The 24,197-nt window shown below is 65.8% G+C and carries 27 protein-coding genes; 21 read left to right on the top strand and 6 right to left on the bottom strand.

Annotation, left to right across the window (positions count from 1 at the left end):
• Positions 1-615 (bottom strand): ubiquinol-cytochrome c reductase iron-sulfur subunit, encoded by a 615-nt coding sequence (petA, locus tag MA09_RS21190; RefSeq protein WP_036252909.1) that lies wholly within the window; start codon positions 613-615, stop codon positions 1-3.
• Between the two features lie 226 nt (positions 616-841).
• Here petA and mscL point away from each other — a divergent pair, with 226 nt between their 5' ends.
• Genes mscL through MA09_RS21170 form a run of 4 tightly spaced genes read left to right on the top strand, consistent with a single transcriptional unit; the run spans position 842 to position 3,596 of the window.
• Entirely contained in the window at positions 842-1,267 is a 426-nt protein-coding gene (mscL, locus tag MA09_RS21185) for a large conductance mechanosensitive channel protein MscL (RefSeq protein WP_036252907.1), read from the top strand.
• Between the two features lie 3 nt (positions 1,268-1,270).
• Entirely contained in the window at positions 1,271-2,482 is a 1,212-nt protein-coding gene (locus MA09_RS21180; RefSeq protein WP_081897741.1) for a Do family serine endopeptidase, read from the top strand.
• Between the two features lie 18 nt (positions 2,483-2,500).
• The gene (locus MA09_RS21175) at positions 2,501-3,211 is read left to right on the top strand and encodes a DUF2461 domain-containing protein (protein ID WP_036252905.1); all 711 of its coding nucleotides are present in this window, start codon (positions 2,501-2,503) and stop codon (positions 3,209-3,211) included.
• 10 nt (positions 3,212-3,221) lie between these two features.
• Positions 3,222-3,596: a cupin domain-containing protein gene (locus MA09_RS21170; RefSeq protein WP_036252903.1), complete on the top strand. Its 375-nt coding sequence runs from the start codon at positions 3,222-3,224 to the stop codon at positions 3,594-3,596.
• Positions 3,597-3,668: 72 nt separating this feature from the next.
• Here MA09_RS21170 and MA09_RS21165 read toward each other — a convergent pair whose 3' ends face one another.
• From MA09_RS21165 to MA09_RS21145, 5 genes are all read right to left on the bottom strand, one after another.
• A complete protein-coding gene (locus MA09_RS21165) occupies positions 3,669-4,700 on the bottom strand; it encodes an NAD(P)H-dependent glycerol-3-phosphate dehydrogenase (protein ID WP_081897740.1) in 1,032 nt (343 codons plus the stop codon).
• Positions 4,701-4,726: 26 nt separating this feature from the next.
• On the bottom strand, positions 4,727-5,167 hold the full coding sequence (locus MA09_RS21160; protein WP_036252898.1) for an SH3 domain-containing protein: 441 nt from the start codon (positions 5,165-5,167) through the stop codon (positions 4,727-4,729).
• Between the two features lie 81 nt (positions 5,168-5,248).
• Positions 5,249-5,707, bottom strand: coding sequence for a protein-export chaperone SecB (secB, locus tag MA09_RS21155; protein WP_036252896.1), 459 nt, complete (start codon positions 5,705-5,707; stop codon positions 5,249-5,251).
• Positions 5,708-5,835: 128 nt separating this feature from the next.
• Complete coding sequence (grxC, locus tag MA09_RS21150; protein ID WP_036252894.1) at positions 5,836-6,105, bottom strand: glutaredoxin 3; 270 nt, start codon at positions 6,103-6,105, stop codon at positions 5,836-5,838.
• A gap of 52 nt (positions 6,106-6,157) precedes the next feature.
• On the bottom strand, positions 6,158-6,559 hold the full coding sequence (locus MA09_RS21145; protein ID WP_036252892.1) for a rhodanese-like domain-containing protein: 402 nt from the start codon (positions 6,557-6,559) through the stop codon (positions 6,158-6,160).
• Between the two features lie 93 nt (positions 6,560-6,652).
• Between MA09_RS21145 and gpmA the strand changes: the two genes are divergently transcribed.
• The 17 genes from gpmA (at position 6,653) to MA09_RS24310 (ending at position 24,154) form a co-directional block, all read left to right on the top strand.
• Positions 6,653-7,399, top strand: a complete 747-nt coding sequence (gpmA, locus tag MA09_RS21140) for a 2,3-diphosphoglycerate-dependent phosphoglycerate mutase (RefSeq protein WP_036252890.1) — start codon at positions 6,653-6,655, stop codon at positions 7,397-7,399.
• Positions 7,400-7,408: 9 nt separating this feature from the next.
• A complete protein-coding gene (locus MA09_RS21135) occupies positions 7,409-8,842 on the top strand; it encodes a peptidoglycan DD-metalloendopeptidase family protein (RefSeq protein ID WP_081897739.1) in 1,434 nt (477 codons plus the stop codon).
• Between the two features lie 11 nt (positions 8,843-8,853).
• Entirely contained in the window at positions 8,854-10,338 is a 1,485-nt protein-coding gene (locus MA09_RS21130) for a S41 family peptidase (RefSeq protein WP_036252888.1), read from the top strand.
• Between the two features lie 173 nt (positions 10,339-10,511).
• Entirely contained in the window at positions 10,512-11,276 is a 765-nt protein-coding gene (locus MA09_RS21125; protein WP_036253666.1) for a molybdopterin-synthase adenylyltransferase MoeB, read from the top strand.
• Positions 11,277-11,413: 137 nt separating this feature from the next.
• Positions 11,414-11,857, top strand: coding sequence for a type II secretion system major pseudopilin GspG (gene gspG, locus MA09_RS21120; RefSeq protein WP_036252886.1), 444 nt, complete (start codon positions 11,414-11,416; stop codon positions 11,855-11,857).
• Between the two features lie 8 nt (positions 11,858-11,865).
• Complete coding sequence (gene gspH / locus MA09_RS21115; protein WP_036252884.1) at positions 11,866-12,363, top strand: type II secretion system minor pseudopilin GspH; 498 nt, start codon at positions 11,866-11,868, stop codon at positions 12,361-12,363.
• A 7-nt stretch (positions 12,364-12,370) separates the two neighbouring features.
• Complete coding sequence (gene gspI, locus MA09_RS21110) at positions 12,371-12,754, top strand: type II secretion system minor pseudopilin GspI (RefSeq protein WP_036252882.1); 384 nt, start codon at positions 12,371-12,373, stop codon at positions 12,752-12,754.
• Positions 12,751-13,386 (top strand): type II secretion system protein J, encoded by a 636-nt coding sequence (locus tag MA09_RS21105; RefSeq protein WP_036252881.1) that lies wholly within the window; start codon positions 12,751-12,753, stop codon positions 13,384-13,386. Before gspI ends, MA09_RS21105 begins: the two co-directional genes overlap by 4 nt.
• On the top strand, positions 13,386-14,414 hold the full coding sequence (gene gspK / locus MA09_RS21100; protein ID WP_036252879.1) for a type II secretion system minor pseudopilin GspK: 1,029 nt from the start codon (positions 13,386-13,388) through the stop codon (positions 14,412-14,414). The genes MA09_RS21105 and gspK overlap by 1 nt, the downstream gene beginning before the upstream one ends.
• 16 nt (positions 14,415-14,430) lie before the next feature.
• Positions 14,431-15,648, top strand: a complete 1,218-nt coding sequence (gene gspL / locus MA09_RS21095) for a type II secretion system protein GspL (protein ID WP_036252877.1) — start codon at positions 14,431-14,433, stop codon at positions 15,646-15,648.
• Complete coding sequence (gspM, locus tag MA09_RS21090) at positions 15,645-16,187, top strand: type II secretion system protein GspM (RefSeq protein WP_036252875.1); 543 nt, start codon at positions 15,645-15,647, stop codon at positions 16,185-16,187. The genes gspL and gspM overlap by 4 nt, the downstream gene beginning before the upstream one ends.
• Positions 16,184-16,957 (top strand): type II secretion system protein N, encoded by a 774-nt coding sequence (gene gspN / locus MA09_RS21085; protein WP_036252873.1) that lies wholly within the window; start codon positions 16,184-16,186, stop codon positions 16,955-16,957. The genes gspM and gspN overlap by 4 nt, the downstream gene beginning before the upstream one ends.
• Complete coding sequence (gspD, locus tag MA09_RS21080; protein ID WP_051933675.1) at positions 16,957-19,329, top strand: type II secretion system secretin GspD; 2,373 nt, start codon at positions 16,957-16,959, stop codon at positions 19,327-19,329. Before gspN ends, gspD begins: the two co-directional genes overlap by 1 nt.
• Before the next feature lie 7 nt (positions 19,330-19,336).
• Positions 19,337-20,758, top strand: coding sequence for a type II secretion system ATPase GspE (gspE, locus tag MA09_RS21075; RefSeq protein ID WP_036252872.1), 1,422 nt, complete (start codon positions 19,337-19,339; stop codon positions 20,756-20,758).
• A gap of 1 nt (position 20,759) precedes the next feature.
• Positions 20,760-21,980 carry a type II secretion system inner membrane protein GspF gene (gene gspF, locus MA09_RS21070; protein ID WP_036252871.1) on the top strand — a complete coding sequence of 407 codons (1,221 nt, stop codon included), beginning with the start codon at positions 20,760-20,762 and terminating at the stop codon, positions 21,978-21,980.
• Between the two features lie 32 nt (positions 21,981-22,012).
• The gene (locus MA09_RS21065; RefSeq protein WP_036252870.1) at positions 22,013-22,717 is read left to right on the top strand and encodes a hypothetical protein; all 705 of its coding nucleotides are present in this window, start codon (positions 22,013-22,015) and stop codon (positions 22,715-22,717) included.
• Between the two features lie 64 nt (positions 22,718-22,781).
• A protein-coding gene (locus MA09_RS24310; protein ID WP_152594750.1) for an IS3 family transposase occupies positions 22,782-24,154 on the top strand; the annotation gives its coding sequence in 2 pieces (ribosomal slippage) (positions 22,782-23,253 and positions 23,253-24,154; 1,374 coding nt in all).
• Positions 24,155-24,197 lie beyond the last annotated feature (43 nt).

Below are 24,197 nucleotides of genomic sequence, written 5' to 3'. Positions count from 1 at the left end.
TTATGCCTCGCCTTTCTCGTCTTTGCCGATCACCAGCTTGTTATCGGACAGGTACATGTAAGGAGGAATATCCATGTTGGTCGGCGCCGGCTTGTTCTGGAACACGCGGGCGGACAGGTCGAAGGTCGACCCATGGCAAGGGCAGAGGAAGCCGCCCGGCCAGTTGTCGGGCAGGTTGGGCTGCGGGCCGGACGCGAGGCGCGAGGACGGCGAGCAGCCGAGGTGGGAACAGATGCCGACCGTGACCAGCACTTCCTTGTGCTCCTGGCGGGCACGATAGGGGTTCTTGGCGTATTCCGGCACCGGCAGCTGGAAGAATTTTTCGGAGTTCGGATCCGCCAGCTCGGCGGCGGTCTTGTCGAGCGTAGCCAGCATCTCGGGGGTGCGGCGCAGGATCCAGACCGGCCTGCCGCGCCATTCGACCACTTTCATTTCGCCAGGCTTGACGTCGGAGATGTCGACCTCGACCGGGGCGCCGGCGGCTTTCGCTCGCTCCGACGGCTGGAAGGTACTTACAAGAACTCCCGCCGTGGATGCTCCGACGACGCCGCCAGCGGCGCATGTCGCGACGAGCAGTCCGCGTCGGCCTGAATCGACCTGCTTATCATTACTCATACCAACCCCACTCCGTGAAAATACGAATCTTAAGAATCAATAAAGAGCTTCCAGCAACACAAAATTATATGTGAAGGGCAATACACATTGGAAAAAAATTATTAAGCGGACACATCCAAGTGGAATAAGCCTATTGTTTAGACCATGCGCGCGCCTGTGCATCCGCAGCATTTCCGCTTGCGGTATCATGAAACGGCTTGATCCAATAACAACGAAAGGCGTAGGAATGTCCATGCTGGGAGAGTTCAAAACGTTCGCAATGCGCGGCAACGTCGTCGATCTTGCGGTCGGTGTCATCATCGGCGGCGCCTTCGGGCGCATCGTCGATTCGCTGGTCAAGGACGTGATCATGCCGCCGATCAGCATGTTGTTTGGCGGCCTCGATTTTTCCAATTACTACCTGCCGCTAAACGGCCAAAGCACTGCGCTGCCGCTGGCGGAGGCGCAGAAAGCCGGCGCCGTGCTCGCCTACGGCAACTTCCTGACCATTCTCCTGAACTTCATCCTGCTCGCTTTTGTCATCTTTCAGATGGTGCGCATCGTGAATCGCCTGCGCGGCCCGGTGGATGCGCCGACGCCGGCGGAGAAGGAAGAAATCCTGCTGCTGCGCGACATTCGGGATGCGTTGAAAGCTGATCCTTTGAGAAAGTAAGCCATGAACGACAGCGTCCATGAACTCAAGCCGCAGGGAACCCGCCCGCGGCGCCAGCCCGGCGCCTTCAGGCGTTTCTGGCTGCTGTTCGCGCAGGCCGTCACGGTCGCGCTGGCGCTGTATTTCGTGGTCGCCACACTGCGTCCCGAATGGCTGGAGCGGCCGCCCACCCAAGTGGCGCTCGGCCCGGCCGGGCAGAAAGTCCCTGTGCTGCAGGGGCCGAGCGTGCCGGCCAGCGGCAGCTACCGCGAGGCGGCCGGGCGCGCCATGCCGGCCGTCGTCAACATCCTCACCAGCAAGACCACGCGCGAGACGCATCCGCTGCTGAAGGATCCCTTCTTCCGCCGCTTCTTCGGCGACCGCATGCCGCCCAACGAGCAGCTGGCCAGCCTCGGCTCGGGCGTGATCGTCAGCGGCGACGGCTACATCCTGACCAACAACCATGTGATCGAAGGCGCCGACGTCATCGAGGTCGGCCTGGCGGACGGGCGCAAGGCCTCGGCGCGCATCGTCGGCACCGACCCGGAGACCGACCTGGCGGTGATCCGCATCGGCGAACGCAACCTGCCCGTGATGGTGCTGGGCGACCCGGACGCGGCGCGCGTCGGCGACGTGGTGCTAGCCATCGGCAACCCCTTCGGCGTGGGGCAGACCGTCACCCTCGGCATCATCTCGGCGCTGGGGCGCAACAACCTGCACATCAACCACTTCGAGAATTTCATCCAGACCGACGCCGCGATCAACTTCGGCAACTCGGGCGGGGCGCTGGTCGACACCAACGGCCAGCTGCTCGGGATTAACTCGGCCATCTATTCGCAGACCGGCGGCTCGGTGGGCATCGGCTTCGCCATTCCCGTCAGCACCGCCAAAATGGTGCTGGACTCGATCGTCAAGCACGGCCAGGTGGTGCGCGGCTGGATCGGCATCGAATCGCAGGACATCACGCCCGAGCTGGCCGAAAGCTTCGGCCTGGGCCGCTCGAGCGGCGCGATCATCGCCGGCGTGGTGCGCGGCGGACCGGCCGACCGTGCCGGCATGCGGCCGGGCGACATCCTGGTTGCCGTCGGCGGCAAGACCGTCGCCAACACCGGCGAGATGCTCAACCTGATCGCCCAGCTCGAGCCGGGCGAAAAAGCGCCGCTGCGTATCTTGCGCAAGAACCGCGAGGCCACGCTCGACGTCACCGTAGGCCGGCGCCCGCGCCAGCCCCAGTAAACCCTTTCGGACCTTTTCATGCACCTGCGTGACCTGACGCAATTCCTAAACGAGCTCAGCGAAAACAACAACCGGCCCTGGTTCCTCTGGAACAAACCACGCTATGACATCCTGCGTGCCGAGTTCCTGCAAGTCGTCACCGATCTGATCCAGGAATTAGGCACGTTCGACAAGGGAGTGGCCGGCTGCGATCCCAAGAAGGCATTGTTCCGCATCCACCGCGACGTGCGCTTCGCGAAGGACAAGCGGCCCTACAAGACCCATTTCTCGGCCGGCATCGCGCCGCTCAACAAGCGCCGCCCGAGCGTGGCGGGCGGGCCGACCTACTACTTTCATATCGAGGCCAATGGAAACCTGCTGTTCGGCGCGGGCGAATACCTGCCCCCGGCGCACCGCCTGAAGGCGATCCGCCAGCACGTGATCAATGATGCGACAGGGTTCAGCAAAATGTTGAAGAATAAGCATCTCCGCGCGACCTATGGCGACCTGCAGTTCGAGGACGTCCTGCAGCGGCCTCCGAAAGGCGTCGACCCGAACCATCCGTTGGTCGAGTACCTGAAGCTGAAAAGCTATTTCGTCTGGGTCGAGGTGCCGCTGCTGCTCAACTCCCCCGAGTTGCTGGTGCCGCAGCTGGCGAGCGGGATGAAGGATGCGTTTCCGCTGGTGACCTGGCTGCGCGGTGTACCCGAGCTGCCGGAACAGCGGGAAGAACAGGAATCAACCGAATAAGGAGGGCGACATGGCCTTGCAACACGCAGTTTCGGGCGAGCGCATCGTATTACAGCGCGGCGACGACGACATCGCCCATTTCACGTCGATTGCGCTCATCAAGACCGAGCACATGGAACTGATCCGGCTGGTGCTACCCAAGGAAAAGCCGATGCCGGAGCATCGGGTCGAAGGCGAGATGACCCTCCTGTGCCTGGAAGGCGAAATCGCCTTCGACGCGCACGGGCGCACCACGATTCTGCGGCCGAACGAGATGGTGTACCTGGCGGGCGGGGAACCGCATGCCGTTCGCGCCAACAAGGATGCGGTGGCCTTGCTGACCATCCTGCTGGGGCCGGTGCGTACGGGTGGGCCGACGAATGATCCGCGTGGATCGGGGAACTGAAGCGCCGGCAGGGTTTGTCCTCATTCGTAGGGTGGCATTGTTCACGCCAATGTTGCCTGAGCAGTCGCCGGCTCAAGCCAGTTCATCCCTCGGATCCCTTGCCAGCAAGCGCTGCGCCATTTCCGTCGCATTCACGCCATCGAACAGCACCGCGGCCACCGCCTCGGTAATCGGCATCTCGACCCCCAGCCTGCGCGACAGTTCGCGCACCGCTTTCGCGCACGGCACGCCTTCCGCTACGTGCCCCAGTTCGGCCACGATGGTGTCGAGCTGCTTGCCTTGCGCCAGCGCCAGCCCCACGCGCCGGTTGCGCGACAGGTCGCCGGTGCAGGTCAGGATCAGGTCGCCCATGCCGGTCAGTCCCATGAAGGTGCCGGCTTGTGCGCCCAGGTGCACGCCCAGGCGGGTGATCTCGGCCAGCCCGCGGGTGATCAGGGCCGCGCGGGCGTTCAGGCCCAGGCCCAGGCCGTCGGCAGCGCCGGTGGCGATCGCCATCACGTTCTTCACCGCGCCGCCCACTTCCACGCCGACCATGTCGTCGCAGGAATAGACGCGCAGGTTGTTGCCGTGCGCGGCCGCGACCACGCGCTCGCGCAGGTTTTCCGAGGTCGAGGCCACGGTCAGGGCGCAGGGCAGGGCGCGCGCCACCTCCTGGGCAAACGAGGGGCCGGACAGCGCCGCCCCGGGTACGTCATCACCCAGCACCTCGGTCTTCACCTGGTGCGGCAGCAGGCCGGTGCCGGCTTCGAAGCCCTTGCACAGCCACACCACGTTCGGAACGGCGCGGCCCTTGAGCTGCCCCAGCAGCGGCCGCAGGCCGGCCACCGGGCAGGCCAGGATCAGGAGCGGTGCTTCGCCGATCGACGCCTCGACCACGTGGGCCAGCGCGGCCTCGAAGTCGGCGCTGACTTGCAGGGAGGCCGGCAGCGGGTGGCCGGGCAGGTAATGCAGGTTCTCGCGCGCTGCTGCGGTTTCCGCCATCTGCCCGGGATTGCGGCCCCACAGCAGCACGTCGTGGCGGGCGGCCAGGGCGATGGCCACGGCCGTGCCCCAGGCGCCGGCGCCCAGGACGGTGATCTTGGAGGATGTTTTTTGTTGTTGCATGCGCATTCAGCCAAAACAGCGGGGCATCACAGGCCCCAGACATCATTCGCGCGGACATAGCCGTCGATGCCGTCGCGGTGGCGTACCCGGATCCAGGCGAGGGCGGTCGGGTCGACCAGTTCGAGCAGGACACCCCTGTCGGCGGTCATCAGGACCTGGCTGGTCTCGTCCGGGCCGGCGAAGACCTTGGCGCCGGGCGTGCGCACCACCAGGTTGCGGCGCGGGCTCAGGCCCTTGGCTTCGGTCCAGGCCAGGTCGCCGTTGGCGTCGCGGACCTTGACCCAGTCGCCGTAGCTCGATATCACCTGCAGCGGCATGCCGCGCGGCGCGATGTACATCCTGGCGCCCTTGGTGGAAGGCGTGTCGTACAGGATCACCGGGGCCGCGCCGACGCTCTTGAAGTCGAAGGCGAACGCAGCCGGTGCTGCCAGGAGGAGCACGCTTGCAAGCAGTCGGGATAGGATCATGGCGGGCCGAAGGCGGAGTGACCGGGGCGCCGGAGGCACGGACGCCTTGCGGCGTCCGTGGATGGGTACAGCAAGCCAGCCTTACTGTGCCGGAGTTGCGGCAGCCTGGGCCATGGCGGCCTGGCGCTGCTGGTAGAAGGCTTCGAAGTTGATCTCGGCCAGGTGCACCGGCGGGAAGCCGGCACGGCTGATCACGTCAGCGATGTTGGCGCGCAGGTACGGGTAGACGATGTTCGGGCAGCCGATGCCCAGCAGCGGATCCATCTGTTCGGCCGGGATGTTGCGGGCTTCGAAGATGCCTGCCTGCTTGCCTTCGACCAGGAAAGCGACCTTGTCTTTCAGCTTGGCGGTGACGGTGATGGTCACGGTGCTTTCGTAGATGCCTTCGGCGATCGACTCGGCGCCGACGTCCAGCGACACTTCGATGGTCGGTGCTTCCTGCTCGAGGAAGATCGCCGGCGAATTCGGTTGCTCCAGCGACATGTCTTTCAGGTAGACGCGTTGGATTTGGAATACTGGTTGCAGGTTTTCGTCAGACATGGAACGCTTTCTAAATTAAGGATGGACGGGCGCGCCGTCCCGGTACTTTGGTCAAACGCGACGGCAATTGTATCAAAATCAATTTGGATGCAATACCCCCAACGCCGCGGTCTCCAAAGCCCGTCAAATCACGCGGATTCGCCCTTCAGGAGCGGATCCAGGCGCCCGGCCTGGTCGAGTGCATACAGGTCGTCGAAGCCACCGACGTGGGTGTCGCCCACGTAGATCTGCGGCACGGTGCGGCGGCCAGTGCGCTGCATCATGATCTGGCGCTGCTCCGGATCGAGGTCGACGCGGATGCGTTCGATATCGGTCACACCCTTGGCTTCGAGCAGGCGCTCGGCGCGGACGCAGTAGGGGCAGCTGGCGGTGTGGTAGAGAACGACGTGTGCGGTCATGGTACTTCCTCCTGAGTTCTTACTTGCGTGCTTACTTGCGTGCTTACTCGCGTTACTTGGTCACCGGCAGGCCGGCGGCGATCCAGGCTGCCTGGCCGCCTTCGAGCGCATGGGCGTCCTCGAAGCCGGCAGCCTGCAGCTGGCGCACCGCCTTGTCGGCGCGGGCGCCGGTCTGGCACACCACGATGACGGTACGGTTCTTCGACTTTTCCAGCTCGCCGATGCGCTTGCCCAAGTCTGCCAGCGGGATGTGTTTTGCGTCGCGCAGGTGGCCGGCGGCAAATTCTTCCGACGAACGGACGTCGAGCACGAGGCTCTTGCCGCGGTTGATCATCTGCGTGGCCTGCAGCGGGGTGGCGCGCTTGCCGCGCGGGCCCAGGGCCGGCCAGAGCAGGGCGCCGCCCGAAATCACGGCGATCGCCACCACGAAGATATTATCGAGAATGAAATTCACAAGGGTTCCAATGGTTGAACTGAATCGGCGCATTATAAAATAAGATGCTGGACCGGATTTCAATCGCAGTTTTTCATCCTTAGAGAAGAGCTTATGTACAAAATCGTATTCATGCGCCACGGCGAGTCCACCTGGAACCTGGAAAACCGCTTCACCGGCTGGACCGACGTCGACCTGACCGAGAAAGGCATCGACGAGGCGAAAAGCGCCGGCCGCGTGCTCAAGGAAGCCGGCTTCACCTTCGATGTGGCCTACACCTCGGTGCTCAAGCGTGCGATCCGCACCCTGTGGCTGGCGATGGACGAGATGGACATGATGTACCTGCCGGTGAAGAACGACTGGCGCCTGAACGAGCGCCATTATGGCGCCCTGCAGGGCCTGGACAAGGGCGAGACGGCAGCGAAATTCGGCGACGAGCAGGTGCTGGTCTGGCGCCGCAGCTACGACACCCCGCCGCCCGCGCTGGAAGAAAACGATCCGCGCACTTCCTTCAACGACCCGCGCTACGCCGGCCTGTCGAAAGAGCAGATCCCGCTGACCGAATGCCTGAAGGACACCGTCGCCCGCGTGATGCCGTGCTGGGACGAGGAAATCGCCCCGGCCATCCGCGCCGGCAAGAAGATCCTGATCTCGGCCCACGGCAACAGCCTGCGCGCCATCATCAAGATGCTGGACAACATCAGCGACACCGACATCGTCGGCCTGAACATCCCGAATGGCCAGCCGCTGGTGTACGAACTGGACGAAAACCTGAAACCGATCAGGCACTACTACCTGGGCGACCAGGAAGCGATCGCCGCCGCCGTGGCGGCCGTGGCCAACCAAGGGAAGGCGAAGTAAGTCTTGCGTTTGCCATTCACGAAGTCGGCCGGCAGTCTGCTCCTCAGTTCTCTTGCCTTCGCGCTGCTGGCCCTCGCGCTCTCCGATTCCGCCCTTGCCCAACGCCAGACCGACCGCAGCCGCCAGAAGGCGGCTGCGGAGAAGCAGCGCGCCGGTATCCAGCAGAAACTGGAGGCGATCAAGCGCGATATCGCCCGTACGGAAGACGCCCGGGACGACGCCGCCGACGAGCTGGCCGCGTCCGAGGCCGCCATTTCCGATGCCAACCGCGCCCTGCGCGAGCTGGCCGAGGAACAGGATGCGACCAGCACCCGTCTCAAGGAGCTGTCGACCCAAGGCGAGCAATTGCAGCAAACAATTGTTAATCAAAAGAAACAATTGTCGCAACTGCTGCGCGAGCACTACGTGGCCGGCAACGAAGACCGCATCAAGCTGCTGCTGTCCGGCGATAACCCGAACCGGATCAACCGCGACCTGCAGATGATGGCCTACGTGTCGCAGGCCCAGGCAAAACTGCTGGGCTCGTTGCGCGCCAACCTGGCCGAAGTCGAGGCCAACCGCGACAAGGTCGAGAACGCCCAGCTGGAGCTGCAGGAGATTGCCAGCGAGCAGCAGCAACAGAAGCAGACGCTGGAACAGGAAAAGGCCAAGCGCGCCGCGCTGCTGCAGAACCTGTCGACCCGCCTGGCCGACCAGCGCAAGCAGGTCGACCGCCTGCAGCGCGACGAACAGCGCATGTCGGGCCTGGTGGACCGCCTGTCGCGCCTGATCCGCGAGCAGGCCGAGGCCGAACAGCGCCGCCAGGCCGCCCTGGCCGCCGCCAAGGCCAAGGCCGAAGCGGAAGAAAAGGCGCGTGCCCTGGCCCGCGCCAAGGCCGCCGCCGAGAAGGCCGAGCGCGAGCGCATCGCGCGCCAGAACGCCAAGCCCGGCACCAAGCCGGTGCCGGAACCGGAACCGCCCATGGTGGCGGAGCAGCCGAAACCGGCGGAAACCAAGCCATCCGCACCGCCACCGCCGGAAGTGGCGCTGGCGCCGCCGGCGCCGGCCGGGGCTTTCGCCAGCCTGAAGGGGCGCCTGACAGTGCCGGTCAACGGCAGCGTCGCCGCCCGTTACGGCACCCGCCGCGGCCAGGGGCCGAGCTGGAAGGGCATGTTCATCAAGGCGCCGGAAGGGGCCGAGGTGCGCGCAGCCGGACCGGGACGCGTCGTGCACGCCGACTGGCTGCGCGGCTGGGGCAACGTGATCATCATCGACCATGGCGGCGAGTACCTGTCGATCTACGGAAACAACTCGGCACTGCTCAAGCGCGCCAACGACATGGTCAAGGCCGGCGACGTGATCGCGAGCGCGGGCAATACCGGCGGCAACGAGGAATCGGGGCTATACTTTGAGCTCAGGCATCGCGGCCAGCCCTTCGATCCGGCAGGCTGGGTCAAATTCTAGGGACACCATCTATGGGTAAGGCAAAGAATCTCGGGCTGATCGGACTGGGCATGGTGGCCGGCGTGGCCGCGTCCTTTCAGTTCTCGGCCCACGCACAGAAGGAAATCGGCTCGCCGCTGCCGCTCGACGAGCTGCGCCAGCTGGCCGACGTCTATGGCCTGATCAAGACCGACTACGTCGAACCGGTCTCGGACAAGAAGCTCCTGTCCGAAGCCATCGGCGGCATGGTCGCCTCGCTCGACCCGCACTCCGTCTACCTGGACCAGAAGGCCTACAAGGAGATGAAGGAAGCGGTGCAGGGCAAGTTCGTCGGCGTCGGCATCGAGGTCGCCAGCGAGGACGGCTATGTCAAGATCGTCGCCCCCATCGAGGACACCCCGGCGCACAAGGCCGGCATCAAGGCCGGCGACCTGATCACCCGCATCGATAACGTCCCGGTACGCAATATGTCGCTCGACGAAGCGATCAAGCGCATGCGCGGCAAGGCCGGCAGCAAGGTCACCCTCACCATCGCGCGTCGCGGCGAGGACCGCCCCTGGGTGGTGCCGGTGCTGCGTCAGGAAATCGTGGTGGCCAGCGTCAAGGCCAGGATGATCGAGCCGGGCTATGCCTGGCTGCGCGTCAGCCAGTTCCAGGAAAACACCGTCGAGGAACTGGCCAAGAAGGCCAAGGCCCTGTATGCCGAGAACCCGGAGATCAAGGGCCTGGTACTCGACCTGCGCAACGACCCGGGCGGCCTGCTGCCGGGCGCGATCGGCGTGTCGGCGGCCTTCCTGCCGCAGCCGGAGCAGCTGATCGTGTCGACCAAGGGCCAGCTGCCGGACTCCAACCAGCAGTTCTACGGCCGCCGCGAATTCTATTCGCAGCGCGGCGCCGACCCGCTGGCCGGCCTGCCCGCCGGCCTGAAGACCGTGCCGATGGTGGTGCTGGTCAACGGCGGCTCGGCCTCGGCTTCCGAGATCGTGGCCGGCGCCCTGCAGGACTACAAGCGCGCCATCGTCATGGGCAGCCAGACCTTCGGCAAGGGCTCGGTGCAGACCCTGCGCCAGCTCTCTGCCGACACCGCCGTCAAGCTGACCACGGCGCGCTACTACACCCCGAAGGGTCGCCCGATCCAGGCTACCGGCATCGTGCCCGACCTGCGCGTCGACGAAACCGCCGAAGGCGACGCGCTGGCCGTGCTGCGCGTGCGCGAAGCGGACCTGCAGCGCCACCTGGCAAGCGAAGGCGAAGGTGGGAAACCTTCGGCCCAGGCGGCCAGGGACCAGAAGGAAGCGCTCGACGCCCAGCAGCGCGCGATCGCCCAGCTGAAGGACCGCAAGCCGCTCGACTACGGCAGCAAGGACGACTTCCAGCTGGCGCAGGCGATCAACCACTTCAAGGGACTGCCGGTGCAACTGGCCAAGGCGGAGCCGGAAGCCGAGAAGCCGGCGGCGCCGAAGACCTTGCCGGGGACGGAGCAGAAGCCGCCGGAGATCAAGGCGCCTAAAAAGTAGGGTGGGCGGGTGATTTCGGGCAGTGCCCTGAATCACGAACGCCCACGCGATGATCGCTAAAGGCTTCGATCTCGCGCCGGATGATCTCGCCGCTAACTATTCACCACGTGGGGTAATCTTGGCCAGTGGCCAGGATTACGAGCCGCCCACCCTACGAAAGCATGGCCTGCTGCATGAACGACACCCAACTGCTGCGCTACTCCCGTCACATCCTGCTGGACGAGATCGGCATCGAGGGCCAGCAGCGCCTGCTCGATGCCCGCGCCTTGATCATCGGCGCCGGCGGCCTCGGCTCCCCCGCCGCGCTCTACCTGGCATCAAGCGGCATCGGCCGCATCACCCTGGTCGACGACGACGAGGTCGACCTGACCAACCTGCAGCGCCAGGTCATGCACACCAGCGCCCGCATCGGCCAGCCGAAGGTCGACTCCGGCCGCGCCGCCCTGCTCGCCATCAACCCCGAGATCGAGGTCACGGCGCTGCGCGAACGCGCCACCGGCGAACGCTTGCTGGAACTCGTCCGCGCGGCCACGGTCGTACTCGACTGCAGCGACAACTTCGCCACCCGCCACGCCGTCAACCGCGCCTGTGTGCAGGAGGGCAAGCCGCTCGTTTCCGGCGCCGTCATCCGTTTCGACGGTCAATTGTCGGTCTTTGACACGCGCCAGCCGGAAACCCCGTGCTACGCCTGCCTGTTCCCCGAGGACAGCCATTTCGAGGACGTGGCCTGCAGCACCATGGGCGTGTTCGCGCCCCTGGTCGGCGTGGTCGGCGCCATGCAGGCTGCCGAGGCCATGAAGCTGGTCGCCGGCATCGGCGAGCCGCTGGCCGGACGCCTGCTGCTGCTCGACGGCCGCGCCATGGAATGGACCGCCCTCAAGGTGGCCCGCCAGCCGGCTTGTCCGGTATGCAAGGCCCGGGCAGGCGCAGCGAAATGAGTACAAAAACAAGACTGCTTTAAGACAGAATTAAACTTGCTCTTCGGCTTACAATTTCTCCGGTGCACGTGGTGGCCCCTGCCAACGTGGTGGCTTATACTGTCAGCCTTCAATCGACCTTCTTACAAAGAGCATCCATGCACATTGATTCGCAACGCAAGCAGCGCCGCGCAGGCGGTTTCACCCTGGTCGAGATCATGGTTGTCGTGGTGATCATCGGCATCCTCGGCGCCCTCGTCGTGCCGAAACTGCTGGGCCGCACCGGTGAAGCGCGCGTGACCGCCGCCAAGACCGACATCGCCACCATGTCGCAGGCGCTCAAGCTCTACAAGCTGGACAACCAGCGCTATCCGACCACCGAGCAGGGCCTGCAGGCCCTGGTCACCAAGCCGACTTCCGGCCCGTCCGCGAACGGCTGGAAAGACGGCGGCTACATGGAAAAGCTGCCAAAGGATCCATGGGGTAATGCTTACCAGTACCTGTCGCCGGGCATCCATGGCGAAGTCGACATCTTCTCGCTGGGCGCCGATGGCCAGCCCGGCGGTACCGGCGAGGATGCCGACGTCGGTTCCTGGGAGTAAGGTTTTCCATGCGGGCCCGGAGCGCCCTAGGCCGTCGCCGCAGTGGCTTACTGAGCGCCGGCTTCACCCTCGTGGAGCTGCTGGTGGTGATGGTCATCATCGGCATCACGCTGGGTCTCGCTTCGCTCAACGCCATCCCCTCGCCGCGCCAGAACCTGCAGCAGGAGGCCCAGCGCCTGGCCCTGCTGCTGCAGCTGGCGCGTGACGAAGCCATCGTGCGCAACCGCCAGGTGGCCTTCGAGGCCAATGGCGAGCGATACCGCTTCGTGGTGCGCAACGACACCGGCTGGGAGCCGGTCACCCGCGACGACCTGCTGCGCGAACGCACGTTCCGCGGCGCCCCGCTGCAACTGGTGCTGGAGCCGAGCATGAGCAGCGATCCCAGCACCGTGCGCATCACCTTCGGGCGCGAGCCGGTCGACAAACCCTTCGTGCTGACCCTCGCCACCGGGGGCAACGCAGTGGCCATCCGTGCCGACGGCATCGGCCACTTTACCGTCGAATGAACCTGGAATGACGATGCGCGCACGCTCCCGCGGATTCACCTTGCTCGAAGTGTTGGTCGCGCTGGTCATCGTCGGCACCGCGCTCGGGGCCGGCCTGCGTGCCGTCGGCAGCCTGACTGCCAACAGCGACGGCCTGCGCGCCGCCATGATGGCCACCTGGTCGGCCGAGAACCGCCTGGTGCAGATCCGCCTGGGCCGCGAATTCCCCGAAGTCGGCAAGCGCAATTTTCCTTGCCCGCAAGGCGAGCTCAACTTGATCTGCGAAGAAGAAGTGCTGACCAGCCCGAACCCGCAATTGCGCCGGATCGAAGTCTCGGTGTTCGACGCCGAACGTCCGGGCCGCCGCATCGTCAAACTGGTCCAGCTCGTGTTGAGGCCTGCACGGACATGACCCCAAGCATCCCACAAGGTCGCCACGGCCGCCGCGGCTTCACCCTGGTCGAACTGCTGGTGGCGATCAGCATCCTTGCCATCCTGGCCGTGCTCGGCTGGCGCGGGCTGGACGGCATCGTGCGCGCCCGTATCGCCCTCACGCAGGAGATGGAAACCACGCGCGGCATGCAGCTGGCCTTTGCCCAGATGCAGAGCGACTGCGAACACCTGGCCGGCCGCGAGATCATCGGCCGCCGTCCCAACCTGCTATGGGACGCGGGGCGTTTCATGCTGGTGCGCAAGGTTTACAACGAGAACGAGCCCTCGCAGCTGGTCGTGGTGTCCTACCGCGTGGTGGACGGCAAATTGATACGGCGCGAATCGCGCGGCACGCGCGACCTGGCCCAGCTCGAGGCGCTGTGGCAGGCCGCCGGTAGCGACGCCCCGTCGGAAGCGTCGACGCCGGTGGCGCTGCAAAGCGGCCTGGTGAGCATGGATATTCTGGCCTGGCAGGGCAACCAGTGGCGCACCGAACCGGTCCCCGCCGCCGACGGCGCCCAGGCCGAAGACCCGAGTGGCCTGCAGGTCGGCCTGGTCGTGCAGGGCCGGGATGTGCCGATGGTCAAGTTCTTCCTGCTGGGAGGGACCTGATGCGCCGGCCGCCACACTTTCTGCGCCAGCGCGGCGTCGCGGTCGTCACGGCCCTGCTCCTGACCACGCTCGCGATCTCGATCGTCGCCAGCCTGTTCTGGCAGCAGCAGGTGCAAGTGCGCTCGATGGAAAACCAGCGCCTGCACCTGCAGACCAAGTGGATCCTGCGCGGCGCCCTCGACTGGGCCAGCCTGGTGCTGCGCCAGGATGCCTACACCTCGCAGTACACCTCGCTCGACCAGGTCTGGGCCACGCCGCTGGCCGAAACCCGGCTCGACCAGTACATCGAACGCGAACGGGTGCAGGGAGAAACGTTTGATGCGACCTTGTCCGGTAATATTATTGACGCAACGTCGCGCTACAATCTCGTCAACCTGGCAAAGGATCGCCAGAAGGTACCGGAGCAAGTGGAGATCTTCCGCCGCCTGCTGGACAACCTGCGCCTCGATGCGCGCCTGGCAAACCGGGTAGCGGACTTCGTCGCACAGGGACAGCAGGTAGCGGCGCCGGTGGATCCGAGCAATCCGCACGGGCAGCCCCCGCCGGAGGATCCGCCCATCCAGACGCAGACATCGCTGCCGCCGGTACCGCCGGCGAACGGCGTACCGATCCCGGTGCTGCAGGTGGACGATTTGCTGGCGGTGCAGGGCGTTACCCCGGAAGTCATGGCAAAGCTGCGCCCTTTCTTGATCGTGTTGCCCTACGGGAACGAGGCGACGAAGCTGAATGTGAATACCGTGCCGGCCGAGCTGCTGTCGGCGATCGTGCCGGGGATGTCGCTGTCCCAGGCCAACAGCCTGGTGGCGCGCCGCAAGACCGCGGCATGGCGCACCCCGGCGGATTTTTCGAGCCAGGCGGCAAGCGGCGTCGCTTTGCCCGAGACATGGGACATCAAAAGCCGTTGGTTTATCGTACAGAGCCGAATCCGGCTCGACCGTGCGGCGCTGAACGCGGAATCGCTGATCGAGCGAACGCCGGTGGTCAGCGTCGGCGGCGGAACCCGAGTGATCTGGACCCGCCAGAACTAGAAGAAAGCGAGACAGTTTGACTACTCTTTATATCCGGCACCCGGCTCGCGCAGAAGGCGAGGGCGCGCTGTGCCGCTTTGCGGTGGTGTCCGATGCGGGGGCCATCGCGCAGCAGGGCGAAGGCCTCCTGCGCAACCTGGGCGACGCGGTCGCCGCCAGCCGCCGCGTGGTGCTGCTGCTGGCCGGCGCCGACGTCAGCCTGCTGCCGGTCCAGGCCCCGCCCCTGACGGGTGCGCGCCTGCGTGCGGCCCTACCGGCCCTGGTCGAAGAACATATCCTGGGCGATCCGCTCGATTGCGTGCTGGTGGCCGGCCCGGCCTTGCCGGACGGCCGCCGCCCGGTCGGCGTGGTCCAGCGCGACTGGTTCGAGCCGCTGGTGAAGACCCTGCTCGGCATGGGCGCAAAGGCGGTGGCCGCCATGCCCGCCCAGTTGTGCCTGCCCCTGCAGCCGGGCAGCGTCAGCGCCGCCATCGGCAAGGGAGAATTGCTGCTGCGCCAGGGCCAGTACGAAGGCCTGGGCCTGGCCCTGGACGGCAACCCGACGCTCGCGCTGCAGACCGCGCGCGCGCTGGCCGGCGACGCGCCGCTGGTCCTGTACGTGCCGCACGAACAGCGTGGCGAATACCAGGCCCTGCTGCTAGAGGCCGGCCCCGGCATCACGCTGGAAAGCGAAGCCTGGGAGCACTGGATCGCAGGCAGCAAAAGCAGCACCATGGACCTGGTGCCGGGCCTCGGCACCGCCGGCGTCGCCCAGCGCGACTGGAGCCGCTGGCGCTGGCCGATCCGCCTCGCGGTCGCGGCGATCGTCGTCAACATCATCGGCGTCAATATCGAATGGCTGCGCCTGAAGCGCGAGGCCGATGCGGTACGCCAGGGCATGGCCCAGACCTTCCGCAGCGCCTATCCGGCCCAGCCGGTCATCGATCCGGTCGCCCAGATGCGCCAGAACATCGCGCGCGCCAAGGCCGCCAGCGGCCAGGTCAGCCCGGACGAGTTCGGCTGGATCGCCGGCCAGCTCGGCGAGGCGGTACGCGGCCTCGCGCGTCCCCCCGGCATTGCATCAATGGAGTTCCGCGAACGCGCCCTCACCGTGCGTGTCAAACCGGAAACCGTCGACCCCGCCACCACGACCCAGCTGCGCGCCATCCTGGAAGCACGCAACATGAGCCTGGAAGAAAGCGCACCGGCTACCTGGATCATCCGCAGCACGGGCGTCACTGGAGCAGCACAATGAAGGCAGCAGGAAACCTCGGCGCGCAGTTTGGCGCAAGATTCGGTGCGCTCCGTGAGCGCGCACTTACCTGGTGGCTGGGCCGCACCGACCAGGAACGCAAGTTCCTGACGGTCGGCGGCATCGTCGCCGCGGTCGCGCTGGGCTACGCGCTGCTGCTGGCGCCGGCCATCGAAGGGCGCGACAGCCTGCGCCATTCGCTGCCCGCGCTGCGCCAGCAAGCCGCCCAGCTGCAGACGCTGGCCGCCGAAGCCCAGACCCTGGCCGCCAACCCGGCGCCGCCGGTAGCGCCCATGAGTTCGGAGGCACTGAATGCCAGCATGGCCCAGCGCGGCCTGAAGGCCGGCTCGGTCACCATGACCGGCGAATATGCCAAGGTCCAGTTCAACGGCGTGTCCTTCGCCAACCTGGTGTCCTGGCTCGACGCCCAGCGCCGCGAGAACCGCGTGCAGGTGCAGGACGCCACCTTCACCGCGCTCGCCGCGGTGGGACAGGTCGACGCCACCCTCACGCTGCGCCAGGCCAGCGCGCCGGCCCAATGAAGCGCCTGCTGTTGTGGGTGGTGCCGGTAGTACTGGCCGTGCTCGTCACGGTGCTGGCCTTCCTGCCCGCTTCCTGGCTGGGGCCGATCGTGGAGCAGCAGACCGGCGGCCGTTTGACTCTGGGGGATGCGCAGGGTACGCTCTGGAACGGCTCAGCCTTTGTGGGCGGGGCGCCGGGCGAGGGCGGGGCGGTGACGCCGCTGCTGCCGGGGCGCTTCGCATGGCGCCTGTCGCCGCTGGTGCTGGTGGGCCAAGTCCACATGGAACTTGAAAACCCGAAAGCGCTGGCACGCCCCGTGCGCATCGACGGCAGCTGGTCGCAGTGGCAGGTGAGCAGCGGCGAACTGCTGCTGCCGGCCGAGGGCCTGGCCGGGCTGGGTGCGCCGCTCAATACGCTGGCGCCAAGCGGCACCATCCGTCTGGTCTGGAATACGCTCGATCTGCTGCGCTTGCCCAATACGGTGGCGGTGCAGGGCAGGACAGTATTAAGCATGAGCGACATGGGCTCGCGCATGTCGCCTATCCGGCCGCTGGGCAGTTATGAAATGGCATTCGACTGGCGCGGCAGCCAGGCCGACCTGAACCTGCGTACCGTGCGCGGTGCGCTCGTTCTGACGGGCTCGGGTATGCTGCAGAATGGCCGCCTCCGTTTCTCGGGACAGGCCTCGGCTGCCGAAGGATACGAACAATCGCTGGGCAATATGCTCAACCTGCTGGGCCAGCGCCGCATGGTGAACGGCAAAAACATAATCGCACTCGAGTTCAGATAATGACTAACAACATCCGCACCACCTTTGCTCGACCACACTTCCGCCTGCCCATCGTGCCGAGTATGCGCCGTGTCGCGGCCGGCGCCATGCTGTGCTGCTTCGCCGCGACCACGGCCGGAACATTCCTCCCGGCATCGGTCCAGGCCCAGGAGAGTGCGAACGCCGCAGCGCTCAGCTTCGTCAACGCCGACATCGAATCGGTGATCAAGGCGATCGGCCACTACACCGGCATGACCTTCATCATCGATCCGCGTGTCAAAGGGACGATCACCCTGGTGTCGGAAAAGTCGCTCACCAAGACCCAGGCCTTTGGCCTGCTGACCTCGACCCTGCGCCTGCAGGGCTATGCCGTGGTCACCAGCGGCGACGGCTATGCCAAGGTGGTGCCGGAAGCCGAAGCCAAGGCCCAGTCCTCGCCGACCCAGGTAGGCGGCGTGCGCGCCAGCAAGGCCACCGGCGACCAGATCGCCACCCAGGTGTTCTACCTGTCGTACGAGTCGGCGGCCAACCTCACCGCCGTGCTGCGCCCGCTGATTTCGCCGAACAATTCCATCATGGCGAACCCGGGCAACAACACCCTGGTCATCACCGACTACGCCGACAACCTGCGCCGCCTGGCCCGCATCATCGCCGCCCTCGATACGCCGGTGGCGGCCGATCTCGACGTGATCCCGATCCGCAATGCCATCGCCAGCGACATCGCCACCCTGGTTACCCGCCTGATGGAACCGAGCGCCGGCGGCGACTCCGGCCGCGTCACGGTGCTGGCCGACCCGCGCACCAACTCGGTGGTGGTGCGTGCACCTTCGCAGGCGCGCGCCAACCTGGCCAAGTCGCTGATCGCGCGCCTCGACCAGCAGACCTCGACGCAGGGCAATATTCACGTCGTCTACCTGAAGAACGCCGACGCCAGCCGCGTCGCCCAGACCCTGCGCGCCGTGGTGTCGCAGGATGCCTCGGCGATCCCGGTACAGCAGCAGGGCACTTCGGGTGGTTCGATCCAGGCCGGCTCCACTACCGGCGGCACCGGCCAGGGCGGCCTCGGCGGCCAGCAGGGCCAGCAGAGCAGTGTCGGCATGGGCGGCACCGGCAATACCTTTGCCCAGCAGAGCCAGCTCACCGCCGGCGGGGCCGGCGGCGGCCAAGGCTCGGGCTTCATCCAGGCCGATGCCTCGACCAACAGCCTGATCATCACCGCGCCGGACGCCGTCTACCGCAACCTGCGCAACGTCATCGACCAGCTCGACGTGCGCCGCGCCCAGGTCTACATCGAGGCGCTGGTGGTCGAAGTGACCTCCAACAAGGCCTCGGAATTCGGCGTGCAATGGATCGGCGCCTCGGGCGACGCCGACAACAAGTACCGCGTCGGCGGCATCCAGTCCTTCACCGGCGGCCTCCAGGGCAGCAACATCGTCAACCTGGCCGCGGCTGCACGCCAGGGCCTGTCGGGCACTTCGGTCCCGAGCATCCCGGGCGGCCTGACCTTCGGCCTGTTCCGCCAGGTGGGCGGCGAACTCGGCCTGGGCGCGGTGGCGCGTGCCCTTGAAAACGATGGCAATGCCAACATCTTGTCTACACCGAACATGATCACCCTGGACAACGAGCTGGCGACGATCAAGGTCGGCCAGAACGTCCCGATCATCACCGGCTCATATACGACCACGGCTGCGACCGGAGGGGGCAATCCGTTCCAGACCGTCGACCGCCGTGACGTCGGCCTGCTGCTCAAGGTGCGCCCGCAGATCTCGGAGGGGGGCACGATCAAGATGGCGATCTACCACGAAAACTCGAGCGTCGATCCGGCCACCCGCAACGCGGCCTCGGGCCTGACCACCAACGTGCGCGCAATCGAAAGCAATGTGCTGGCCGACGACGGCCAGATCATCGTGCTCGGCGGCCTCATTGAGGACACCGAAGGCGATGGTGAAGAGAAAGTACGCGGCCTGGGCGATATTCCGGTGCTGGGCAACCTGTTCAAGTACCGCAACCGCACCCGGGTCAAGACCAACCTGATGGTGTTCCTGCGACCTGTCGTGGTGCGCAGCAAGGAAGCGTCGCACTCGCTGGCCATGGACCGGTACGAATACATGCGCGCCGTCGGCGCCTCGGGCCAGGCCGGCCAGGAAGACACGATCCTGATGCGCAACCTGGGTGCGCCGCAACTGCCGCCGCTGACCAATGGCCAGCCGCCGGTCGGCGGCACCATGGCCACTGCGCCGGTGCAGGCGGCTCCAGTAGCCGGCAGCGCCCCCGGTGCGGCGAGCGGCCAGCCTACGCAGGAACAAATGCGCCAAGGCCAGCAGCGGCAACAGAACCAACCGGCAGTGCCGCAGTCTCAGTTCCGTCCGGTGACGCCATCGAACCAGAAATAAGCTGATCATGAACAATCTGTTGCCTTTCGCCTTCGCCCGTGACCACGGCGTGCTGGCGCGCGGCGGGGACGAACCGGGCCAGGCCGTCGAGGTGCTGGTCTCCGGCGCCACGGCGCCGAGCGCGATCGCGGAAGTGTCGCGCCGCTTCGGCCGCATTACCCTGCGCCGCCTCGAGCGCGGCGAGCTCGACGACGCCATCGCCAAGGCCTATGCCGGCGCCGGCGGCGACGCCTCGCAGGTGGTCGACGAGTTCGACGCCGACCTCGACCTCACCAGGCTGCTGCAGGACGTGCCCGCCATCGAAGACCTGCTGGAATCCTCGGACGACGCGCCCGTCATCCGCATGATCAACGCGCTGCTGACGCAGTCGCTGCGCGAAGGCGCCTCCGATATCCACATCGAGCCGTTCGAGCAAACGTCTGTCGTGCGTTTCCGCGTCGACGGCGCGCTGCGCGACATCGTGCGCCCGAAAAAGGCGATCCACGCCTCGCTGATCTCGCGTATCAAGATCATGTCGCAGCTCGACATCGCCGAGAAGCGCCTGCCGCAGGACGGGCGCATCACGCTGCGCATCGGCGGCAAGCCGGTCGACGTGCGCGTCTCGACCCTGCCGACCGGGCACGGCGAGCGCGCCGTGCTGCGTCTGCTCGACAAGGAAGCCGGCCGCCTCGACCTGAGCCACCTGGGCATGAGCCCGGAGATGCTGCCCCAGTTCGACCGCCTGATCAACCAGCCGCACGGCATCGTGCTCGTTACCGGTCCCACCGGGTCGGGTAAAACGACGACCCTGTACGCCGCGCTGTCGCGCCTGAACGCGTCCACCACCAACATCATGACGGTGGAAGACCCGATCGAGTACGACCTCAACGGCGTCGGCCAGACCCAGGTCAACGCCCGCATCGACATGAGCTTCGCCAAGGCCCTGCGCGCCATCCTGCGCCAGGACCCGGACGTGATCATGATCGGCGAGATCCGCGACCTCGAAACCGCGCAGATCGCGGTGCAGGCCTCGCTCACCGGCCACCTGGTGCTGGCGACCCTGCACACCAACGATGCGGCCTCGGCCGTGACCCGCCTGCTGGACATGGGCATCGAGCCCTTCCTGCTGTCTTCGTCGCTGCTGGGCGTGATGGCGCAGCGCCTGGTGCGCAAGCTGTGCTCGCACTGCAAGATCAGCGACGGCACCGGCTGGCATGCGGTGGGCTGCGAGCGCTGCGGCCACACCGGCTACCATGGCCGGGTCGGCGTCTACGAGCTGCTCGAGACCACCGAAGAGATTCGCGCGCAGATCCACAATCAGGCCTCGGAAGCCGAGATCCGCGTCGCCGCCCAGAAGTCGGGCATGAAGTTGATGCGCGAGGACGGCGAGCGCTGGCTGGCCGATGGCACCACCACGCGCGCCGAGCTGGTGCGCGTGACCAAGGACTAACATGCCAGCATTCCGCTACGAGGCTGTCGACGCCGGCGGCGCGACTAAAAAAGGCGTGGTCAATGCCGACAGCCCGCGCTCGGCGCGCGCCGACCTGCGTACCCAGGGCCTGACGCCCCTGAACGTCGAGCAGATCGCCGCCCAGGTGGACGAAGCCGGCGTGGCGCGCTCGCGCGGCTTCGGCGAGCGCCTGTCGCAGGTCGAGCTGGCGCTGTTCACGCGCCAGCTGGCGAGCCTGCTGGAAGCCGGGCTGCCGCTGGAACAGGCGTTCACGGCCCTGCTCGAGCAGGCCGAGCGGCCCTATGTGCGCGACCTGATCGCCTCGATCCGCTCCGAAGTCATCGGCGGCGTGGCCTTTTCCGCTGCGCTGTCGCGCCACCCGCGCGACTTCGCCGAGATCTACCGCGCCCTGGTGTCTTCCGGCGAGCAGATCGGCCAGCTCTCGCGCGTGCTGTCGCGCCTGGCCGACTACATCGAGCGCCGCAACGCCCTGGTGCAGAAGGTGCGCCTGGCGTTTACCTATCCGGCGATCGTCACCGTGGTGGCCTTCGCCATCGTCATCTTCCTGCTCACCTACGTGGTGCCGCAGATTGTCTCGGTGTTCGCCAACACCAAGCAGAAGCTGCCTTTCCTCACCGTGATGATGCTGGCGATTTCCGACTTCGTGCGGGCCTACGGCATCTATGTCGGCATCCTGCTGGTCGGCGCCTTCTGGCTGTGGCGGCGCGCCCTGCGCAATCCCGACCTCAAGCGGCGCTGGCATACCTGGCTGCTGAGTGCCCCGGTGTACGGCAAGTTCGAGCGCAGCCTGAACACGGCGCGCTTCGCCAGCACGCTGGCGATCACCACCGGTTCCGGCGTGCCGATCCTGCGCGCGCTCGAGACCAGCCGCGATACCCTGTCGAATGTGGCGATGCGCGAACTGGTCGAACAGGCCACCGCGAGCGTGCGCGAAGGCGTGAGCCTGGCGCGCGCCCTGTCGGCGCAGAAGCACTTCCCGCCCATGCTGGTGCACATGATCCGCGCCGGCGAGATTACCGGCGAACTGCCCAGCATGCTCGAGCGCGCCGCCAACTCGCAGCAGGCCGACCTCGAACGCCGTACGCTGACCATCGCCGGCCTGCTCGAGCCGGTGCTGATCCTGGCCATGGGGTTGGTGGTGCTGCTGATCGTGCTGGCGGTCCTGATGCCGATCATCGAGATCAACCAGCTGGTCAGGTGAGCTGAAAAAACGATAAGAACAAGAAGGAAACCATGAACAAGCGTCTGCCTCTCCTCTTTACCCTGCTCGCGCTGGTCCTGCTGGTGGCGTCATGCGCCTACTGGTTCCTGCAGCTGTACAAGCCCGAGCAGCGTCCGCTGGCGCCGCCGCCCGCCGTGGCGCAGGCCGAGCCGAGCCCGGAAGCGGCCGCCTACCTGTTCGGCGGCCAGCCGACCGCGGTGGCGATTTCCAACTACCAGCTCACCGGCGTCATCTCGGCCGGCAGCAACAGCGCCGTGATCCTGGTGGCCGAGGGGTCGCCGCCGAAGGCGGTACGGATCGGGCGCGAAATCGTGCCGGGCGTGACGGTGGCCGAGGTGCATCCGAAATACGTGATGCTGTCCGAAGGCGGCGTGATGAAACGCGTCGACCTGGCACCCGATACGGGCCCCTCCATCCAGCCGGGCATGGCGCCGCCAGTACCGCAGCCGGTAGCCGCCGCACCGGCACCGGGTATCGAGCCGCAGACCGCGCCGGGCGCCGTGGTCGCGCCGGCGAACATGGGGCCGGTGCCGGCGGATAGCCCGAGCGCGGGCCAGGATGCGCCGCCGCCGCCGCCCGATCCGACCATGGCCCAGCCGCAGCAAGGGCAGCAGGGCCAGCAGGAACAGGCTCCGCCGCCGCCGAACCAGGTGCAGATGCCGCCGCCGACCAGGGCAGTGAACAGCCCGGTGGGGGAACCGAACCCGACGCAGTAAAACAAGCACGCCGCAACAACTGAACTGCCCCCCAAAAGTTGGACACAACTTTGGGGGTTTTTCTATGGCGAAGTACGACGAGCAGTTCAAGCTCGCGGTTGTTCAAGAGTATCTGTCGGACGGATCAGCTGGCTACCATGCGATGGCGAAGCGGCACGGGCTTTCGAGTCATGCCATGCTGCAAAGATGGGTCATGGCCTATCGGCTGCATGGGAGCGCGGGGCTCAGCAAGAAGTCCAGCACATACAGTGCCGAGTTCAAATTGTCGGTACTGCGGCACATGTGGGAAAATCAAGCTTCAATGATTCAGACTGCCGCCAGGTTCGACATTCGTCACCACGCAATGGTTGGCATCTGGGAGCGCGCATACCGGGATGGAGGCCTTGAGGCATTGATCCCACGCCCACGTGGACGACCCAAAGCAGTGACAACGCCAGAACCAGCCCCAGCACCAGATAGTGCGCAGGACGATGACAAACTCAGTCGCGAGCAGTTGCTAGCTGAGGTGAAGCAGTTGCGCATGGAGCTTGCTTACACAAAAAAATTGCAAGCCTTAGTTCAAGCCCGGCAGAAGCAAGTGCCGCAGAAAAGGCGCAAGTAGTGCATGAACTAAGGCAGCTGTTTCCATTGGCTTGCCTGCTCAAGCTGGCCAACCTGGCGCGCAGCACTTTCTATTACCAGCACAAATCTCTTCAGGGCGCCGACAAGTACGAGCAGCTCAAGGAGCAGATTCGTACGCTCTTCAATTGCCACAAGGGACGCTATGGCTACCGGCGCATCACGGCCGGATTACGCCAGTTTGGACAGCAGGTCAATCACAAGACGGTCCAGCGGCTGATGGGCACGCTGGGCTTGAAATCGCTGGTGCGACCGAAGAAGTATCGTTCGTTCAAAGGCGAGGTAGGCCAGGCTGCGCCCAATGAGCTGCGGCGCCGATTCAAGGCAGCAGCCCCTTATCAGAAATGGGTAACCGATGTGACCGAATTTCACGTGGCCGGAGAAAGGTTGTACCTCTCGCCAGTGCTGGATTTATACAACGGCGAAATCGTCGCTTTCGAGACCAGCAAACGCCCTGCCTTCGAACTAGTGGACTCGATGCTCAAGAAAGCACTGGCCAAGCTCGGACCAAGTGATAGGCCACTATTGCACTCCGACCAGGGTTGGCAATACCGGATGCCGGCCTACCAACGCCAGCTGCGTGAACGCCAGCTCGTGCAGAGCATGTCACGCAAGGGCAACTGCCTCGACAACGCGGCCATGGAGAGTTTCTTCGCAGTCCTCAAGTCCGAGTTCTTCTACCTGAACAAGTTTTCCACCGTCGATGAGTTGCGCGATGGCTTGACTGACTACATCCGCTATTACAATCACGACCGCATCAAGCTCAAACTAAAAGGCCTGAGTCCCGTTCAGTACAGGACTCAGGCCTTGGCCGCTTAGCAAACTAACCGTCCAACTTTATGGGGTCAGTTCACATGCGGTG

It is taken from the genome of Massilia sp. BSC265 (genome assembly GCF_000740675.1).
GTDB lineage: Bacteria > Pseudomonadota > Gammaproteobacteria > Burkholderiales > Burkholderiaceae_D > Telluria.
Note: the sequence above shows the minus strand (reverse complement) of the source record. Positions and strands in the feature narration are given on the sequence as shown.

Excerpts from the sequence above, each read along its gene's own strand:
- secB (WP_036252896.1), bottom strand. The coding sequence starts at position 5,707 with ATGTCTGACGAAAACCTGCAACCAGTATTCCAAATCCAACGCGTCTAC.
- gspE (WP_036252872.1), top strand. The coding sequence starts at position 19,337 with ATGAACAATCTGTTGCCTTTCGCCTTCGCCCGTGACCACGGCGTGCTG.
- gspM (WP_036252875.1), top strand. The coding sequence starts at position 15,645 with ATGAAGGCAGCAGGAAACCTCGGCGCGCAGTTTGGCGCAAGATTCGGT.
- gspF (WP_036252871.1), top strand. The coding sequence starts at position 20,760 with ATGCCAGCATTCCGCTACGAGGCTGTCGACGCCGGCGGCGCGACTAAA.
- MA09_RS21130 (WP_036252888.1), top strand. The coding sequence starts at position 8,854 with ATGGGTAAGGCAAAGAATCTCGGGCTGATCGGACTGGGCATGGTGGCC.
- petA (WP_036252909.1), bottom strand. The coding sequence starts at position 615 with ATGAGTAATGATAAGCAGGTCGATTCAGGCCGACGCGGACTGCTCGTC.
- gspN (WP_036252873.1), top strand. The coding sequence starts at position 16,184 with ATGAAGCGCCTGCTGTTGTGGGTGGTGCCGGTAGTACTGGCCGTGCTC.
- MA09_RS21160 (WP_036252898.1), bottom strand. The coding sequence starts at position 5,167 with ATGATCCTATCCCGACTGCTTGCAAGCGTGCTCCTCCTGGCAGCACCG.
- MA09_RS21175 (WP_036252905.1), top strand. The coding sequence starts at position 2,501 with ATGCACCTGCGTGACCTGACGCAATTCCTAAACGAGCTCAGCGAAAAC.
- MA09_RS21170 (WP_036252903.1), top strand. The coding sequence starts at position 3,222 with ATGGCCTTGCAACACGCAGTTTCGGGCGAGCGCATCGTATTACAGCGC.
- mscL (WP_036252907.1), top strand. The coding sequence starts at position 842 with ATGTCCATGCTGGGAGAGTTCAAAACGTTCGCAATGCGCGGCAACGTC.
- MA09_RS21180 (WP_081897741.1), top strand. The coding sequence starts at position 1,271 with ATGAACGACAGCGTCCATGAACTCAAGCCGCAGGGAACCCGCCCGCGG.
- MA09_RS21065 (WP_036252870.1), top strand. The coding sequence starts at position 22,013 with ATGAACAAGCGTCTGCCTCTCCTCTTTACCCTGCTCGCGCTGGTCCTG.
- gspG (WP_036252886.1), top strand. The coding sequence starts at position 11,414 with ATGCACATTGATTCGCAACGCAAGCAGCGCCGCGCAGGCGGTTTCACC.
- MA09_RS21125 (WP_036253666.1), top strand. The coding sequence starts at position 10,512 with ATGAACGACACCCAACTGCTGCGCTACTCCCGTCACATCCTGCTGGAC.
- gspI (WP_036252882.1), top strand. The coding sequence starts at position 12,371 with ATGACGATGCGCGCACGCTCCCGCGGATTCACCTTGCTCGAAGTGTTG.
- gspH (WP_036252884.1), top strand. The coding sequence starts at position 11,866 with ATGCGGGCCCGGAGCGCCCTAGGCCGTCGCCGCAGTGGCTTACTGAGC.
- gpmA (WP_036252890.1), top strand. The coding sequence starts at position 6,653 with ATGTACAAAATCGTATTCATGCGCCACGGCGAGTCCACCTGGAACCTG.
- MA09_RS21105 (WP_036252881.1), top strand. The coding sequence starts at position 12,751 with ATGACCCCAAGCATCCCACAAGGTCGCCACGGCCGCCGCGGCTTCACC.
- gspD (WP_051933675.1), top strand. The coding sequence starts at position 16,957 with ATGACTAACAACATCCGCACCACCTTTGCTCGACCACACTTCCGCCTG.
- gspK (WP_036252879.1), top strand. The coding sequence starts at position 13,386 with ATGCGCCGGCCGCCACACTTTCTGCGCCAGCGCGGCGTCGCGGTCGTC.
- MA09_RS21165 (WP_081897740.1), bottom strand. The coding sequence starts at position 4,700 with ATGCAACAACAAAAAACATCCTCCAAGATCACCGTCCTGGGCGCCGGC.
- grxC (WP_036252894.1), bottom strand. The coding sequence starts at position 6,105 with ATGACCGCACACGTCGTTCTCTACCACACCGCCAGCTGCCCCTACTGC.